Below are 15,964 nucleotides of genomic sequence, written 5' to 3' on the forward strand. Positions count from 1 at the left end.
GAGCCGTGGCACGGGCGTCATCGATGAACGACGTGGCGCGCATCGCCGGCGTCTCGGCGCAGACCGTCTCCCGCGTCCTGTCCGACCACCCGCACGTCAACGCCGCCACGCGCGCGAAGGTGATGGCCGCCGTCGAGGAGACCGGGTACCGCCGCAACCGCCTCGCCCGGGCGCTCGTGACCGGCCGCAGCCGCACGCTGGGCGTCGTGACGCACGAGACCGACCACTACTCGACGTCGGCGATCCTGCTCGGCGCCCAGACCGCCGCCCGCGCGGAGGGCTACTTCGTCTCCACGGCGACCACGCCGTCCCTGTCCACCCCGGCGGTGGCGCACGCCGTCTCGCGGCTGCTCGACCAGGGGGTCGACGGCCTCCTCATGGCCGTGCCCGTGCGCGAGGACGCGTCCCTCGGCGACCTCACCCGCGGCCTGCCCACGGTCGTCCTGGACGGCATGCGCTCGTCGGCCACGGAGGTCGTCGCGGTGGACCAGGTCGAGGCGGGCCGGCTGGCGACCGAGCACCTGCTGGGCCTCGGCCACCAGACCGTCTGGCACATCGCCGGCCCCGAGTCCTGGAACGACGCGATCGGGCGCACGGCGGGCTGGCGCCAGGCGCTCGAGGACGCGGGGCGCACCGTGCCGCCGGTGCTGCACGGCGACTGGTCGCCCGAGTCCGGCCACCGCAACGGCGAGCTCGTGGGGCGCATGCCCGAGGTCACCGCCCTCTTCGTCGCCAGCGACGAGATGGCCTTCGGCGCCGTCCGCGCGCTCGTCGAGCTGGGGCGGCGGGTGCCCGAGGACGTGTCGGTCGTCGGGATGGACGACATCGCCCTCGCGGCGTACGCCTCGCCGCCGCTGACCACGGTGCGGCAGCCGTTCCACGACGTCGGCGGGCGGGCCGTGGAGCACCTCCTCGCGCTGCTCGCCGACCCGGACACGGTGCACGAGCCCGAGGTCGTGCACCCGGAGCTGGTCGTGCGCTCCTCCACCGCGCCCGCGCGCTGACACCCGCGTCGTCCCACGTCGTGGGATCAGGGATGCGGCGGGCAACCGGTTGCTGGCAGTCTCGGCGACGACCGATGTGAATCGTCTCAACCGGATCGGAGCAACGATGCTGCCGGCACTCCGCACGACCACCGTCACCGCCTCGGTAGGCGCGCTCTGCGCGCTCGCCCTCGCCTGCCCCGCGCTCGCCGCGGGCGGCGAGGCCCCCGCCCCCGCCGCCGCGGCCACCGCCACCGCCCAGGACGACGCCGTCCCCGGCGGCCGGGCCGTCGTCAGCACGCCGACCGACGGCGGCAACCGCGTGAGCTGGCGCCTGCTCGCGGCCGACGGTGACGCCGCCGCGTTCCACGTCTACCGCGACGGCGTCCGCGTCCCGGGCCCGCCCGCCACCGGCGCCACCACGTTCCTGGACGAGGGCGCTCCCCCGGACGCGCGCTACGCCGTCGTCCGGGTGGGCGACGGCGCCGCCCGCGCCGCCGCGCAGGGCCCGGTCGCGGGCACGTCCCTGACCCTGCAGCCCGTCGCGGGCGCGCAGGCGAGCTCGCTCGACGTCCCCCTCGACGTCCCGCCCGCCGGCGACGGGTACACCTACTCCGCGAACGACGCCTCCGTCGGCGACCTGGACGGCGACGGCGAGTACGAGATCGTCCTGAAGTGGGACCCCAGCGACGCCAAGGACAACTCACAGTCGGGCGTCACGGGCAACGTCTACCTCGACGGGTACGAGCTGGACGGCACGCGCCTGTGGCGCATCGACCTCGGCCGGAACGTCCGGGCCGGCGCGCACTACACGCAGTTCCAGGTCTACGACTACGACGGCGACGGCCGGGCCGAGGTCGCCGTGAAGACCGGCGACGGCACCGTGTCCGGCACGGGCCAGGTGATCGGCGACGCCGCCGCGGACCACCGGAACTCCAGCGGGTACGTGCTCAGCGGGCCGGAGTTCCTGTCGGTCTTCCGCGGCACCGACGGCGCCGAGCTCGACACGGTGGACTTCCGCCCGGCGCGCGGCGCGGTCGGCGACTGGGGCGACACCTACGGCAACCGGGTGGACCGCTTCCTCGCCGGCACCGCCTACCTCGACGGCGCGTGGCCCAGCATCGTCATGGGCCGCGGGTACTACGCCAAGACCGCCGTCGCCGCCTGGGACTTCCGCGACGGCGCCCTCACGCGGCGCTGGACGTTCGACTCGGGCTCGTCCACCAACGGTCCCGACTGGACCGGACGCGGCAACCACCAGCTGTCGATCGCGGACGTCGACGCCGACGGCCGCGACGAGATCCTCTACGGCTCGATGGCGATCGACGACGACGGCAGCGGCCTGTGGCAGAACGGCACGCACCACGGCGACGCGTACCACGTGAGCGACCTCGTCCCCTCGAACCCGGGCCTGGAGGTCTTCAAGCCGTCCGAGTCCGGCACCGACCCGGCGCACTGGGTGGCGGACGCCGCGACCGGGCGGATCCTGTCCAGCGCACCGGCCGCGGGGGCCGACAACGGGCGCGGCGTGGCCGCGGACATCACGGCCGACAACCCCGGCGCCGAGGTGTGGTCCTCCCAGGTGTCCGGCCTGCGCAGCGCGACCGACGGCTCCGAGGTGGGCCGCAAGCCGGGATCCACCAACTTCGTCGTCTGGTGGGACGGCGACGGCCAGCGCGAGCTGCTGGACGACACGCACATCGACAAGTACGGCACGAGCGGCGACACCCGCCTGCTCACGGGCTCCGGCGTCGCCTCCAACAACGGCACGAAGGCGACGCCCGCGCTCCAGGCCGACATCCTCGGCGACTGGCGCGAGGAGGTCGTCTGGCGCACCACCGACTCCAGCGCGCTGCGGATCTACACCACGGACATCCCGACCACCATCGCGCACCCCACCCTCATGGCCGACCGCCAGTACCGGCTGGCCGTGGCGTGGCAGAACACCGCCTACAACCAGCCGCCGCACCCGAGCTTCGCGACGGTGCGCTGACCACGGCGGACGACGGCCGGCCCGCGTCGGGCGTCAGCCCCGGCGCGGGCCGACCCACACCTGCTGCACGTTGACGAACTCCCTGATGCCGTGCGGGCCCAGCTCCCGCCCGTAGCCGGAGCGCTTCACGCCGCCGCTGGGCAGGCGCGGGTCGGTCTTGACGATGCCGTTCACCGCGACCTGCCCGGCGGCGATCCCGCGGGCCAGCTGCTCGCCGCGCTCCGGGGTGCTCCACACGCTCGCCGCGAGGCCGTACTCGGTGGCGTTGGCGGCCGCGAGCGCCGCGTCCGCGTCGTCGGCCCGGACCACCGCGGCGACCGGGCCGAAGGTCTCCTCGCAGGCCGCGGTCATGTCCGGGGTCACGTCGTCGAGCAGCGTGGGCGGGTAGAACCAGCCCGGGCCGTCGGGCAGCTCGCCGCCGAGCAGCAGCCGGGCGCCCGCCGCCACCGTCTCGGTGACCTGCCGGTGCAGGGTGGCGCGCAGGTCCTCGCGCGCGATCGGCCCCACCTGCGTGGCCGGGTCGCGGGGGTCGCCCACGCGCAGCGCGGCGAGGCGGTCGCGCAGGCGCCGCACGAGGGCGTCGTGCACCGGCTCCTCGACGATCACCCGCTTGGCGGCGATGCAGGACTGCCCCGCGTTGATGACCCGGGACAGCGCGATCGTGTCGGCGGCCGCGTCGAGGTCGGCGTCGGCCAGCACGACGCACGGGTCGGACCCGCCGAGCTCCAGCACCGCGGGCTTGATCTCGGCCGCGGCCACGCTCGCCACGGCGGCGCCGCCGCGCGACGACCCGGTGAACGACACGGCCTGCACGCGCGGGTCGCGGATCACGGCGGCGACGTCGGAGGTCTCCAGCGGCAGGTTCGCGAAGACGCCGTCGGGCGCGCCGGACTCGGCCAGCGCCCGCGCGAAGACGTCGCCGATCGCCGCCGCGCAGCCGGGCACGTGCGGGTCGTGCTTGAGCACCCCCGTGTTGCCCGCCATGAGCGCGGGCGCGGCGAACCGCAGGGCGAGCCAGAACGGGGCGTTCCAGGGCAGGATCCCCAGCACCGTGCCGAGCGGCAGGTGCTGCACGTAGCTGTGCGTGGCGTCCGACGCGATGTCCTGCGGCGCGAGGTAGGCCGCGGCGTGCTCGGCGTAGTGCTCGGCGCACCAGGCCGCCTTCTCCACCTCGCCGAGCGCCTCCGTGGCCGGCTTGCCCATCTCCTGCGTCATCAGCGGGGCCAGCTCGTCGGCGCGGGCGCGCAGGTCGGCGGCGACCGCGCGCAGCACCGCGGCCCGGCCGTCCAGGCCCCGCCCGCGCCAGGCCGCGCGCGCGGCCTCGGCGGCGGCGAGGGCGGCGTCCACCTCCCCCGGCGTCGCGGCCGGCACCTCGCGGACCACCTGCCCCGTGCTCGGGTCGGTCGCGGTCAGCATGCGTCCTCCTCCTTCTCCGCGGCCTCCGCGGCGTCCGGTACGAGCGCGAGGGGCTCGCCGTCGACCCGCGCGGCGGCGTGCTCGGGCTTGCAGGTGAAGTCCTGGTCGAGGGTGAAGAACGACTCGCACCCGTCGGCCGTGACGTGCACCGTGTCGGAGATGCCGACGGTCTTGTCGCCGTCGACGCCCCACATCCACGGGATGATGTGGAACGTCATCCCCTCGCGCAGCACGCGCGGGTCGCCCTGGTTGAGGCTCACGATGTACCCCTCGTCCCAGCTGGGCGGGAAGGCGATGCCGATCGAGTACCCCGAGCGGGTCACCAGCCGGGCCCCGACGCCGTTGTCGGAGATGATGTTGCGCACGATGTTGTCGGCGTCGGACACCGTGAGCCCGGGCCGGATGGCGGCCTCCACCTCCGCGAGCGCCAGCTTCATCCGCTCCTGCGCCACGAGCAGGCTCCGCGAGAGGTCGTCGAGCACCACCGTGCGCATCATCGCGGTGTGGTAGCGGCGGAAGCAGCCCCCCACCTCGAGGAACACGTGCTCGCCGGGGCGCACCGTGCGCCCCTCCCACGTCGCGTGGCCGATCATGCTCCGCGGCCCCGACGCGACGTACGGCATCACGGCCGGGAACTCCCCGCCCGAGCGGAACATGGCGGCGCTGATCTCCGCGGCGACGTCGTTCTCCGTCACGCCCGCCGCGCACGCCGCGAGGCCCGCCGCCATCCCGACCTCGGTGGCCCGGGCGGCCCGGCGCATCACGTCGATCTCGGCCGGCGACTTGACGATGCGCCCCTCCTCGACGATGCCGAAGCAGTCGAGCAGGCGACCCTCCGTGAACGCCGAGTGCACGTAGTCCTGGTGGTAGGCCGGGAAGTAGTAGCTGTTGCGCTCGTAGCCCACGTCGCCGGTGTGCAGGCCGAACTCGCGCAGCGACTGCACCAGGCTCTGGATCGCGTCGCCCGTGTCCGGGTACGGCCGGGTGAGGTCCACCCACGTACGGGCGTGCACGTTGGACTCCTCCATGCTGCGCGTGATCATGAACGGCTCGTCCTCGAGCGGCACGACCAGGGCCTGGAAGAACGAGTACCCCGTGGTCTGGTAGTCGGTGAGGTACATGAGGTTCTCGGGGTCGGTGATGACCACCGCGTCGAGCATGCGGTCCGCCATGCGGCGGCGCAGGTCGCCGAGGCGGCGCTCGTACTCCTCGAACGGGAACGTCATGTCGTCGCGCTGCCGCATACCGGCCTCCTGCCAGTCGGGTGGTGTCAGGTGGCGCTGCGCACCGCCGCGCCGAGGATCTCCAGCCCCTCCGCGAGGTCGTCGTCGGGGATCGTCAGCGGCGGGATGAGCTTGAGCACGCGGCCGCCGCTGCCGCACGCGCCGACGAGCAGGCCGTGGTCGAAGCAGTCCGCGACGACCGCCTTCGCCAGGGCGCCGTCGCCCAGGTCGAGGCCCTGGATCATGCCGCGCCCCCGGACGGCGAAGCCGCGGCCCTCGGCGTCCTGCGCGAGGGACCGCAGCGCGTCCGCCATCCGCTCGCCCTTCGCCCGGACCTCGGTCATGAGGGCGTCGTCCTCGAAGTAGGTGAGCGCCTCGCGCCCCGCCACGAACGACAGCCCCTGCCCGCGGAAGGTGCCGGTGTGCTCCCCCGGCAGCCAGTGCGCGTCGTGCTCGGGCCGCACGAGGTTCATCGCCAGGGGCGTGCCGTACCCGCCGATGCCCTTGGCCAGGCAGACGATGTCCGGGTCCAGGCCCATCCCGTCGAAGCTGAAGTAGCTGCCCGTGCGGCCGCAGCCCACCTGGATCTCGTCGATGACGAACAGCGCCCCGACGTCGTGCGCGAGCTCCTGCACGGCCCGGAGCCACTCGACGCTCGCCACGTTGACCCCGCCCTCGGCCTGCACCGTCTCGACGACGAACGCCGCCGGGGCGGCGAGGCCGCTGGAGACGTCGGCGAGCTGGGCCCGGTAGTCGTCCAGCGACCGCAGGCCGCCGCCCGGCGCGGTCTCGAACGGCAGCCGCACCACGTTGTCGAGCGGCACCCCCGCCGCCGCCCGGAAGAACTCGTTCCCCGTGAGCGCCAGCGACCCCAGCGTCATCCCGTGGAACCCGTGCGTGAACGCGACCACCTCGCGACGCCCGGTCACCTTCCGCGCGAGCTTGAGGGCCGCCTCCACCGCGTTGCTGCCGGTGGGGCCCATGAACTGCAGGCGCACCGTCATCCCGCGCGGCTCGAGCACGGTGCCGACGAACGCCTCGATGAAGTCGCGCTTGGTGGTGGTGGCCATGTCGAGGCTGTGCGCGACGCCGTCCGCCTCCAGGAACGCGATCATGGCGCGTTTCATCCGCGGGTTGTTGTGCCCGAAGTTGAGCACGCCCGCCCCCGCGAAGAAGTCGACGTAGCTACGGCCGGCCTCGTCCACCTGGCGCGCGTTCGACGCCGAGGCGAACACCGTGGGGTACGTCCGGCTGTAGCCGCGGATCTCGGATTCCCACTTCTCGAAGACCTCCATCTCCCACACCTAGTTGCTCGCGGCGTGGGGCGCAACAGCGGCCGGTCGACGGGTCGCCCTAGCGGCGGCGCACGAGGTTCGCGAGCGGCGAGTAGCGCGGCACCCAGCGCGCGAGGGCGGCGGCCGAGGCGCCGCCGAGGGCGGCGGTGGCCCACACCCCCGCCGCGAGGGAGCCGAGCGCGGCCCCCGCCGACAGGAGCAGCGGACCCAGCGCGTCCCCCGTGTCCTGGAAGAGCCGCCACACGCTGAGGAACGTGGGGCGCACGGCCGCGGGCGCGACGTCGGCCCCGAGGGTCATCACGATGCCCGACCCCATCCCGTTGCCGACGCCCAGCACGGCCGCCACGACGGTGACGGCCGCGACGGTGTGCGCGAACGGCAGCAGGGCCAGGCCCACCGCCATCGTGAGCATGGACGGCACCGCCACCCACAGCCGCCCGTACCGGTCCATCACCTTGCCCGCCGGGTAGAACAGGAGCATGTCCAGGGCGCCCGAGACGCCGAAGATCAAGGAGGTCACCTCGGCGTCGAGGCCCAGGTGCTCGCCCCACAGGGGGATGACGGTCTGCCGGGCGCCGCGCACCGCGCTCACCAGCAGGATGGCGACGCCGAGCGTCGCGAACAGCTGGCGGTGGTCGCGGGCCACGGCAGCGATGGAGACCCGTGGCCCGCCGCCCGCGCGCGGCAGCGGGGCCTCCGCCCGGGGCTCCGGCGGCACCAGCGCGAGCACGGCCACCGCGACCAGCGCGGACCCGGTGCCGAGCCAGAACGCGCCCTGGAGCGACGTCGCGGCGATCGTCGCGGCGCCCGCGAACGGCCCGAGGAAGAGCCCGATGCGGTGCACGCCGGCGAGCGTCGACAGCACCCGCGCGCGCCGCAGCGGCGGGGTGATCTCCGTGAGGTAGGCCTGCCGCGCGAGGTTGAAGACCGCGTTCGCCGCCCCGAGGGCGAGGACGCCCAGGGCCAGCCCCCAGAGCGCCGAGGAGAGCGCGATGGTGGTGAACGCCAGGACGGCGACACCCCCCGCGAGCAGCATCGCCGTCCGGTCCCCGAGCCGCTGCGCGAGCGCGCCCGCGGGCAGGTCGAAGGCGATCTTGCCGAGCGGCAGCAGCGCGGCCACCAGCCCCGCGACGGTGAGGGTCGCGCCGCGGCCCGTGGCGGTCACCGCGACGACCGGCAGCAGCGCGCCGATACCGATCTCCAGCACCAGGGTGGGGAGGAACGCCCCCAGGACGACGCTGCGGAACGGGAAGAGGGGCGGGGACGGCACGCACCATTCCTATCGCACGGGCGCCCGACGGCGGCCGGCCGTCCCAGCCCGGGGTCCTGGACCTGGCCCGGTGACCGGGCCGGGGTCGGTGACGCGCCGACCGGCGCGTCACCGGCTCGTGGCACCCTCGGGGCCATGACAGGCACCCGGGCGTTCGTCGGCGCGTCCACCCTCGACGGCTCCGGCCTCGCCCTGGCGCTCGCGCCCGGCCTGGCACCCGGCGGCCCGGAGGCGTCCCCGTCGTTCTTCCACGGCTTCGCGACCCACCCGCAGGTGCTCGCCCGGTCCCTCGTGGCGCTCGCGGACGTGACCGCCACCCGGTACTTCCAGCACGCGCCGACCTCGCAGCGCGACCCGGTGCTCACCGCCCACGGCGACCGGCTGCGCGCCGAGGTCTTCTCGGCCTGCAACGGCGTCTACGCCCGCCTGGACCTCCTCGGCGACGGGCTCGACGGCGGCGAGATCGGCTCCGGCACCACCAACGTGGACCTCGGGCCCGCCACGCGGCGCGCCCTGACCGGTGTGGGCCGGGCGGAGCTGCTCCACCTCGACGTCGGGGTCGACGGCCTGCGGGTGGCCACGCCCGACGAGCAGGTGGTGGAGCGCCCCGTCGAGATGCCGCCGCGCTGGGTGCGGGCGCTCGGCAACGCCGCCGAGCTCCACCACGGGCTGGCCCCGGTGCTGCGGCTCGACGGCGCCGCGGCGCGGTCCTTCGTGGCCTCGCTGCCCGCGGCGACCTCGACCGCGCGGTCGGGCTGGCTCACGGCCGCCCCCTCGGGTGCGCGGCTCGCGCCGCGCCGCTCGGCGGGGTCGGTGCACGTGAGCGGCCTGCACCGCCTCGCCGCGCTCAAGCGGCTGCTGGTGCACGTGCGCGGCGTCACCGTGTACGGCCCGCCCGACGGCGGCGAGGGCCCGGCGCTGGTGGAGGTCGCGCTCCCCGGGGCGCGGGTCAGCGTGGGACTGACCGCCGAGGCGTGGCGCGGGCACTCCGGGGAGGGCTCCCTGCTCGAGGGGCTCGCCGCCCCCGAGGCCTCCGGCGACGCCGACCTCGTGGGCGCCCTCCTCGCGTTCGAGCCCGTCGTCGACGTCGCGCGCCTGGCCCGCGGCTCGGCCCTGGACGAGGCCCGCGTGCGCGCCGCGCTCGCCGTGCTCGCGGCCCAGGGCAGGGTGGGGTGGGACGCCCACGACGCCGCCTGGTTCCACCGCGAGCTCCCGGACGACCCGGACCGCGCCGAGCGCGACAACCCGCGCCTGCGGGCCGCCCGTGCCCTCGCGGCGAGAGGGGGCGTGCGGCCCGACGGCGACGGCTTCCTCGTGCGCGGCAGCGGCGGCGACCACCGCGTCCGCCTCGCGGCCGGCGGCGGCGTGCGGGACGCGTGCACCTGCACCTGGTACCTGCGGCACGGCGGTGACAGGGGCCCGTGCCAGCATGTGCTCGCGGCCCGCCTCGGCGCCGCCGCGCCGCCGTCCGAGCGGAGCACCGACGACGAGAGGACCCCGCACCCGTGAGCTCCGTGCCGCGCGTGGACACCGCCCTGGCCACCCCCGCCCTCGCCCGCGCGGTCGAGATCTTCCGGGAGCTCGGCTGGGACGGCGCCGACCCGCAGGACGCCCTGACCCTGCCGCTCGGCTCGCCGGAGCAGCGACGCGCGGCCCTCGCCGGGCTGCGCCGCGGCCCCTGGCGCCGCCATGTGGTGCCGGACGTCCCGGTCACCCTGGGGAGCCTGCACGACGGGGACGACGACGCCTGGGGCTGGGCCGCGGCCACGGACGTCGACCTCGAGCTCCTCACCCTGTTCGCCGTCCGGCAGGGCGTGGACGCCGCGCGGGCGGTCCGGCTCCTGACGGACGCCGAGGGCCTGTCGGACGACCTCGTGGCGCGGGTGGTGTCCACCCGCGGGGCGGAATTCGCGGCCCGGTTCGTCGAGCGCGCGGGGACCGCGTCCGCGCGCTGGGGCGACTTCTCGACGATGACAATGGGCGGCGTCCAGGTGCTGCTCGTGCACCGGCTCGGCCTGGACGTGCCGGACGACGCCGAGTATCTCCGGGACTGGGCGGCCTACGCCGCCGCGACGCTCCCGGGGGCCCCGGAGGAGTGGCCGGGACACTGGCGGCCCCTGCCGGCGGACCTGCTGCGGCCCCGGTACGCCGAGCACGCCCGGGCGGCGGTGGCCGCCGGGCTGCCGCCGGCCGGCCCGTTGGGGCGGACCGTGGCGGCGGCCGTCGACGCCGGCTGGGTCGCCCGGGAGGAGGCGGTGGACCTCGCCTTCCAGGCCCTCGACGCCGCGGTCCGGCCGGGAGACCGCAGGTCGTGGACCGCCGTCCTCGCGGCGCCCGCGACCGCGCGCATCCCGGGCCTCGCGGTGACGCCCACCGAGGTCCTGGCGCGGGCGGACCTGCTGGTCGGCGTGCTGGCCACCGGCGAGGCGCCGCTGGTCGAGGCGTTCGCGCCCGCGCTGGTCGCGGGGGTCGACGACGCGACGCTCGGGGACGTCCTCCTGGTGTCCCTCGCCGTCGGCACCAAGAAGGCGCAGCGCGTCGTCCTCGCGGCCGCGGCACGCCGGGCGGAGGCGGACGGGGGCGCCGGGCCGAAGGTCGTGGAGCTCGTCCGGGACCGCGTCGCCGAGCTCGCGGCGGGCCGTGACCCGGCGGTGGCGCGGGCCGCGCGCGCCGTGCTGGACGCCTGGGGCCTCGCCGCTCCGGCCGCCGTGCAGGCGGAGCCGGCCGCCACGGCACCCAGCCGCTGGCGCCCCACCCCGCCGGTCTGGACGCCGCCGCGCTTCGCACCCCCGGAGGCGACCGGCGCGGCGATCACCGCCGCGGCCGCCGCGCTCACCCGGCAGCCGGAGGGCGCCGCCGACCTCGCCCTCGAGACCTTCCTGCACCTGGCCGTTCGCGTCGCCCGGCGCGACCCCGAGGAGGCGCGCACCGCGCTGCGCGGCGTGGGGCGGTCCTGGCAGCAGGGGCTCGGGCCGGTGCACGCGTGGGTCCGCGGCGGGCACGGGCTCGACGCGAGCGGCGCCGCGCACGGCGTGCTGCGCGCCCGCGACCACGCGGTCTTCGAGCGGCTGGGCGAGGTGCCGGCCCTGCTGTCCACGCCCAGCCGCGTGGACCTGAGCGTCGACCCCGCCGACCTGGCCGACCGGCTGGGGGCCTACGCGGCCGCGGGCGCCCCCGCGCTCGAGGCCGACCTCCTGCTCGCCCTCACCCGGCTGGACGTCGCCACCGCGACGCCCGAGGTGCTCGACCGGCTGCGCGCCCTCGAGGTGCCGGTCCAGGGCCAGCGCGGCCGGGACCTGCGGCTCCTGGCCGGCCCCGTCGCCGTCGCGTACGTCGCCGACCCGGTCCCCGAGCCGGAGCTCGTCCGCGACGAGCGCTGGGACTGCTGGCGCGCGGACCAGGTCGTCCTGCCGCGCTCCCTGCGCGGCTTCCCCCGCCGCATCGACACCCGCGGCTACGCGGGCCACGACGCCTTCACGGTGTTCCCGGGCTGGGGCGAGGCGGCCGTGGAGGGCCTCGTCCACAGCGAGGACCCGGCCCTCGGCGTCACGCTGCGGCAGGCCGCACTCCGGGCGACGCCGTTCGGGCCGGCGGGTGCCGTGAACCTCTTGGGATCCCAGCGCCGCGTCCACGACCGCGCCGCCGAGGACGCCTCCGCCGCCGTGCTCGAGGCATGGGACCGCGGCCTGCTGCGCCCCGGCGTCGCCGACGCGGCGTTCCTGGACCTCCGGACCACGCCGCGCGCCCTCGCGGCGTTCGCGACGGCGATGGTCCGCCTCGCCGACGAGGGGCTCGCCTCCGTGGTCTGGCCCGTGCTCGACGGGCTCCTCGCGGCCTCGCAGGACCGGACCCGTCTGCTCGCGGGCACGGCGGAGCTCGCCGAGGCGATGCTCGTGCTGGCCCCCGACGCGGCCGCCGCCGTCGCGACCGGGGTCGCCGGCCCGGCGGTCGTCGCCGTGCCCGGGCTGCGCCGGCTCGCCGCACGGCCGGGGTCCTCGCGGGCCGTCGTCGCCGCGCGGGAGGCCGTGACGGCGCTCCCGCCGGCACCCCTGGAGCCGGTCGAGGCGGACCCCGCGCCGGCGCCGCGGCCCGTGCCCGCGAGCGCGCCCGCGGACTTCGACGCCGTGTGGCCCGCGGGGGTCGCGACGCTCCCCGCCGTCGACGACGGGGTGCGCATCGGCGCCGCCTGGCAGGACCCGGACGCCCCCACGAAGCTGCTCGCGCTCGACCTGCGGCTCCCCGCCCACCCTGGGCGCGTCTACCGGGTCGTCAAGGTGTGGGCCTACGACCTGGAGCGCGAGGGCCAGTGCGACGCCGTCGTGCGCGCCGAGGGCGAGGAACCCGACCCGTCCGGCTACCCCGCGCGCGGCACCGAGGCGTGGCTCGCCTGGGACGCCGAGGCCGGCCTGCTGCGCGCGCACGAGCACCGCAACCGCACCCAGGGCACGGGCGGGCCGCTGCGGACGCCGCCCGGCGGGATCCCGCCGCGCAGCGCGGCCCTGCACGCCGTCGCCCTGTCCATGCTGTGCCACGAGGGCGACGCCGGGATCGGCGGGGAGCGCGTCGTGCGCGAGCTGATCGGGAACGGCGGCCTCGGGTGGGCGGGCGTCCGCCTCGCCGCGCGCGCCCTGGTGACGCAGCCCGCGGCGAGCCCCGCGCGCATGGTCCGCCTGGTGGAGCGGCGCCCCGCCACGCTGCCCGCCCTGTGGCCGGTGCTCACCGAGGCGGTCGCCGCGGCGGGGGCCATCGACGGCCCCCTGCCCCGCTGGCTCCCCCGCGTGCTCGACGTCGCCGACGCCTCGCTGCCCTACCTCGCGGAGGCCGCCCGCCGCGGTCTCGTCCCCGCCGACGCCGCGACCTTCCCCGGGCTGGAGGCGGTCGCGGCGCGACCCGGCCGCGCCGTGGGGCCGGCCAAGGCCCGCGCGCTGCTCGCCGCCGTCGAGCGGCAGGGGCTCACGCGCGCCGCGTCGTGAGGAGCAGCGCCGGCAGGTGCCGCTCGTCGTCGGCCGGCCGCGCGACGAGCTCCGCGTCCGTGACCTCGGTGGACGTCCAGTCCGCCGACGCGAACGCGGCGCGCAGGTCGTCCGCGGTGGTGCCCCAGCCGAGACCGGCGTGCACCGACATGGCGAGCACTGCGACGAGCGAGCCCGGCGGGCAGATCGCGGCGAGCCCGGCCACGTAGGCGGCGCGGCCGTCCGCGTCGAGGGTGTGCAGCAGGCCGGAGTCCAGGACGGTGCGCGGCCGCACGTCCAGCCGGTCGAGATGGCGGGCGTCGGCCACCTCGAAGCGCACCTCGCCGGGTGGCTCGAGGATCGCCTCGGCGGCCCGCTCCCGGGCGCGGGAGATCGCGTGGGCCGCGCCGTCGACCCCCAGGACCCGGTGCCCGGCCCGCGCGACGGCGAGCGCCAGCACGCCGGTGCCGCACCCGGCGTCGAGCACGGGGTCCGCGAGCACGGACCGGCGCACGAGGGCGAGGAGCGCGGGCTGGGGCCGCCCGATCTCCCACGGTGGCGGGACGTCCCCCGCGTACAGGGCGTCGAAGTCGTGCTCCGTGCGTGCCTCCGGTCGGTCCATGCGCGCACCTCCTCCCCCAGTGTGCGCGCCTGCCGTCTACCCGGCCGCGAGGACGGCGAACGGCAGCGCCGCGACCAGCACGCCGACGCCCAGGACGACCGTGTCGTGCCGGGCCCACGGCGCCGGCTCGGCCCACGTCCGCGACCCCGCTCCCGCGAAGCCGCGGGCGTCCATCGCCACCGACATCGTCGTCGCGTCCCGCAGCGTCGCCGCCAGGACGGCGAACGTCACGGAGGCGGCGTGCCGCCCGCGGTCGAGGGGCCCGCGCCCCGGCCCGAGGCCGCGTGACCGGCGGGCGCGGGACGCCTGCTCCCAGACGTCGCCGAGCCGCTCGAACCGCTGGAGCGCGGCAGCCACGCCGACCACGAACCGCGCGGGCAGCCGCAGGCGCTGGCCCAGCTGGTCGGCCAGCCCGCTCGGGTCGACCAGGGGCGCGAGCGCGACCCCGGGCAGGGCGAGCACGGCGATCCGCATCCCCGCGACGGCCGCGACCTCGAGGTCGCGCCCGCCCAGCAGCCACGTGGACCACGTGACCGACGCGACGGCCACGACCACCGCCAGATAGCGGGCCGGCGCGCCGGACCTCCGCGGCAGGCCCGCCACCCCGCAGACGAGGCAGGCGCCCAGCGCGACGGCCGCCGACGCGAGGTCGCGCACGCCGAACGACGCGACCAGCCCCAGCAGCCCGAGCGCCACGAGCACGAGCGGGTTCACCCGCCCGAGCACCCCGGTCACGCCGCCACCACCCGCCCCGGGCGGGACGCGCCCCGATCCTGCCCGTCCCGCCTGCCCGGCGGCAGGGCGACGCGGTGGTCGGCGAGGCCCACGAGGTGCCGGTCGTGGGTGCTCGCCGCGACGGTGGCGCCGTGCCCCGCCGCGGCGACGGCCCACCCGGCCACCGCCGCCCACGTGTGCCGGTCCTGGCCCACGGTCGGCTCGTCGAGCAGCGCCAGGGGAGGCCGGTGCGCGAGCGCCGCCGCCAGGGCCAGGCGCCGCTGCTCGCCGCCGGAGAGGCGGAACGGGTGCGCGTCGGCGAGGTGGTCGAGACGCAGCAGCCCGAGCACCGCCTCCAGGTCCACCGGCACGCCCAGCCGCCGACCGGTGAGCACCACCTCGTCGCGCACGCGCAGGGCGAGCAGCCCGTGCTCGGGGTGCTGCGGCACCCAGCCGCAGCGGCGGGCGAGCTCGCGCGACCGGGTGCCGCGTCCGGGCGCCCCGGCGAGGCGGCCCCGCGCGGGCCGCAGGTGCCCGGCCAGGGCCGCGACGAGCGTGGACTTCCCGGCCCCCGAGGGGCCGGTGATCGTGGTGAGGCGGCCGGCGGGGAGGCGGGCGTCGACGCCGTCGAGCGCGCGGGTGGTGGTGCGACCGTGCAGGCCGCGCGTCGTGAGGTCGACGCCGAGCGCGTCGACGGTCACGTCGGGCCCGGCGTGCTCCGGCGCGACCAGCGCCGCGGGCACCGGCAGCGGGGTGGGCGCCGGCACCCCCGGGAGCCAGACGCCGGCGTCCGTGAGCGCTGCCCGGAGCGCGGGCTCCGACCCCGGACCCGGCGGGCGCAGCGCGCCCGGCGCGACGTCGTGCGTGACGACGCCACCCGGGCCGAGCACGACCACCCGGTCCAGGTGCTCCAGCCACAGCCCGACCTGGTGGTCGACGACCACCAGCGAGGTGTCGGTGCCGGCGAGCGCGTCGAGCACCGCGGACCGCACCTCGGCCGCGGCGTCCGGGTCGAGCATGGCGGTCGGTTCGTCGAGGAGCAGCAGGTCCGGGTCGCGGGCCAGCGCGCCGGCGAGCGCGAGCCTCTGGAGCTCGCCGCCCGACAGCGCCGACGTGGGCCGGTCGAGCGGGTACCGCAGGCCCACGCGGTCGAGCGCCCCGCGGGTGCGGCGCCAGATCTCGTCGCGCGGCAGGCCCGCGTTCTCGGGCCCGAACGCGACGTCCCTGCCGATCCGCTCGGCGACGACGGCGGCGCCCGGGTCCTGCAGCACGAGGCCGACGACGCCGTCCACGTGCGCGGTGCCGGACAGGTCGCCCGGCAGCGGGTCGCCGAGCACGCCCGCCAGGGCGTGCAGCACGGTCGACTTGCCGGCCCCGCTGGGCCCGACGAGCCCGACCCGCTCCCCGGCGCCGACCGTGAGGTCGAGTCCGTCGAGCACGGGTGCCGCCCGACCGGTGGGGCGCCACGTGAGGCCCTGCAGCCGTGCGCGCGCCAC

Annotated in this window: 11 protein-coding genes; 4 read left to right on the forward strand and 7 right to left on the reverse strand. The window is 77.2% G+C overall.

What is annotated here, in order from left to right; translation table 11 throughout:
• Positions 1 to 23 precede the first annotated feature (23 nt).
• Both ACFU9A_RS15830 and ACFU9A_RS15835 read left to right on the forward strand, forming a co-directional pair.
• Positions 24 to 1,004, forward strand: a complete 981-nt coding sequence (locus tag ACFU9A_RS15830) for a LacI family DNA-binding transcriptional regulator (RefSeq protein WP_430576236.1) — start codon at positions 24 to 26, stop codon at positions 1,002 to 1,004.
• A gap of 106 nt (positions 1,005 to 1,110) precedes the next feature.
• Positions 1,111 to 2,976, forward strand: a complete 1,866-nt coding sequence (locus ACFU9A_RS15835; protein WP_430576237.1) for a rhamnogalacturonan lyase — start codon at positions 1,111 to 1,113, stop codon at positions 2,974 to 2,976.
• Between the two features lie 33 nt (positions 2,977 to 3,009).
• Here ACFU9A_RS15835 and ACFU9A_RS15840 read toward each other — a convergent pair whose 3' ends face one another.
• From ACFU9A_RS15840 to ACFU9A_RS15855, 4 genes are read right to left on the reverse strand one after another with little or no spacing between them, the layout of a single operon-like run.
• Positions 3,010 to 4,392, reverse strand: a complete 1,383-nt coding sequence (locus ACFU9A_RS15840; RefSeq protein ID WP_430576238.1) for an aldehyde dehydrogenase family protein — start codon at positions 4,390 to 4,392, stop codon at positions 3,010 to 3,012.
• The gene (gene doeA, locus ACFU9A_RS15845) at positions 4,386 to 5,636 is read right to left on the reverse strand and encodes an ectoine hydrolase (RefSeq protein ID WP_430576239.1); all 1,251 of its coding nucleotides are present in this window, start codon (positions 5,634 to 5,636) and stop codon (positions 4,386 to 4,388) included. The genes ACFU9A_RS15840 and doeA overlap by 7 nt, the downstream gene beginning before the upstream one ends.
• Positions 5,637 to 5,662: 26 nt before the next feature.
• Complete coding sequence (locus ACFU9A_RS15850) at positions 5,663 to 6,910, reverse strand: aspartate aminotransferase family protein (RefSeq protein ID WP_430576240.1); 1,248 nt, start codon at positions 6,908 to 6,910, stop codon at positions 5,663 to 5,665.
• Positions 6,911 to 6,968: 58 nt separating this feature from the next.
• On the reverse strand, positions 6,969 to 8,180 hold the full coding sequence (locus ACFU9A_RS15855) for an MFS transporter (protein WP_430576241.1): 1,212 nt from the start codon (positions 8,178 to 8,180) through the stop codon (positions 6,969 to 6,971).
• 135 nt (positions 8,181 to 8,315) lie between these two features.
• Between ACFU9A_RS15855 and ACFU9A_RS15860 the strand changes: the two genes are divergently transcribed.
• Positions 8,316 to 9,689: an SWIM zinc finger family protein gene (locus tag ACFU9A_RS15860; RefSeq protein ID WP_430576242.1), complete on the forward strand. Its 1,374-nt coding sequence runs from the start codon at positions 8,316 to 8,318 to the stop codon at positions 9,687 to 9,689.
• Positions 9,686 to 13,153: a hypothetical protein gene (locus ACFU9A_RS15865; RefSeq protein ID WP_430576243.1), complete on the forward strand. Its 3,468-nt coding sequence runs from the start codon at positions 9,686 to 9,688 to the stop codon at positions 13,151 to 13,153. Before ACFU9A_RS15860 ends, ACFU9A_RS15865 begins: the two co-directional genes overlap by 4 nt.
• Here the strand turns inward: ACFU9A_RS15865 and ACFU9A_RS15870 are convergent.
• The 3 genes from ACFU9A_RS15870 to ACFU9A_RS15880 are packed head-to-tail and all read right to left on the reverse strand — an operon-like array spanning position 13,134 to position 15,964.
• Entirely contained in the window at positions 13,134 to 13,754 is a 621-nt protein-coding gene (locus ACFU9A_RS15870) for a class I SAM-dependent methyltransferase (RefSeq protein WP_430576244.1), read from the reverse strand. The genes ACFU9A_RS15865 and ACFU9A_RS15870 overlap by 20 nt on opposite strands.
• 36 nt (positions 13,755 to 13,790) lie before the next feature.
• A complete protein-coding gene (locus tag ACFU9A_RS15875; RefSeq protein WP_430576245.1) occupies positions 13,791 to 14,489 on the reverse strand; it encodes an energy-coupling factor transporter transmembrane component T in 699 nt (232 codons plus the stop codon).
• On the reverse strand, positions 14,486 to 15,964 hold the full coding sequence (locus ACFU9A_RS15880; RefSeq protein ID WP_430576246.1) for an ATP-binding cassette domain-containing protein: 1,479 nt from the start codon (positions 15,962 to 15,964) through the stop codon (positions 14,486 to 14,488). The genes ACFU9A_RS15875 and ACFU9A_RS15880 overlap by 4 nt, the downstream gene beginning before the upstream one ends.

The organism is Isoptericola sp. NPDC057653 (assembly GCF_042799955.1).
GTDB lineage: Bacteria > Actinomycetota > Actinomycetes > Actinomycetales > Cellulomonadaceae > Isoptericola.

What these genes read in the sequence shown, in the direction of transcription:
- ACFU9A_RS15830 (WP_430576236.1), top strand. Translation starts at nt 24, where the DNA reads ATGAACGACGTGGCGCGCATCGCCGGCGTCTCGGCGCAGACCGTCTCC.
- ACFU9A_RS15835 (WP_430576237.1), top strand. Translation starts at nt 1,111, where the DNA reads ATGCTGCCGGCACTCCGCACGACCACCGTCACCGCCTCGGTAGGCGCG.
- ACFU9A_RS15840 (WP_430576238.1), bottom strand. Translation starts at nt 4,392, where the DNA reads ATGCTGACCGCGACCGACCCGAGCACGGGGCAGGTGGTCCGCGAGGTG.
- doeA (WP_430576239.1), bottom strand. Translation starts at nt 5,636, where the DNA reads ATGCGGCAGCGCGACGACATGACGTTCCCGTTCGAGGAGTACGAGCGC.
- ACFU9A_RS15850 (WP_430576240.1), bottom strand. Translation starts at nt 6,910, where the DNA reads ATGGAGGTCTTCGAGAAGTGGGAATCCGAGATCCGCGGCTACAGCCGG.
- ACFU9A_RS15860 (WP_430576242.1), top strand. Translation starts at nt 8,316, where the DNA reads ATGACAGGCACCCGGGCGTTCGTCGGCGCGTCCACCCTCGACGGCTCC.
- ACFU9A_RS15870 (WP_430576244.1), bottom strand. Translation starts at nt 13,754, where the DNA reads ATGGACCGACCGGAGGCACGCACGGAGCACGACTTCGACGCCCTGTAC.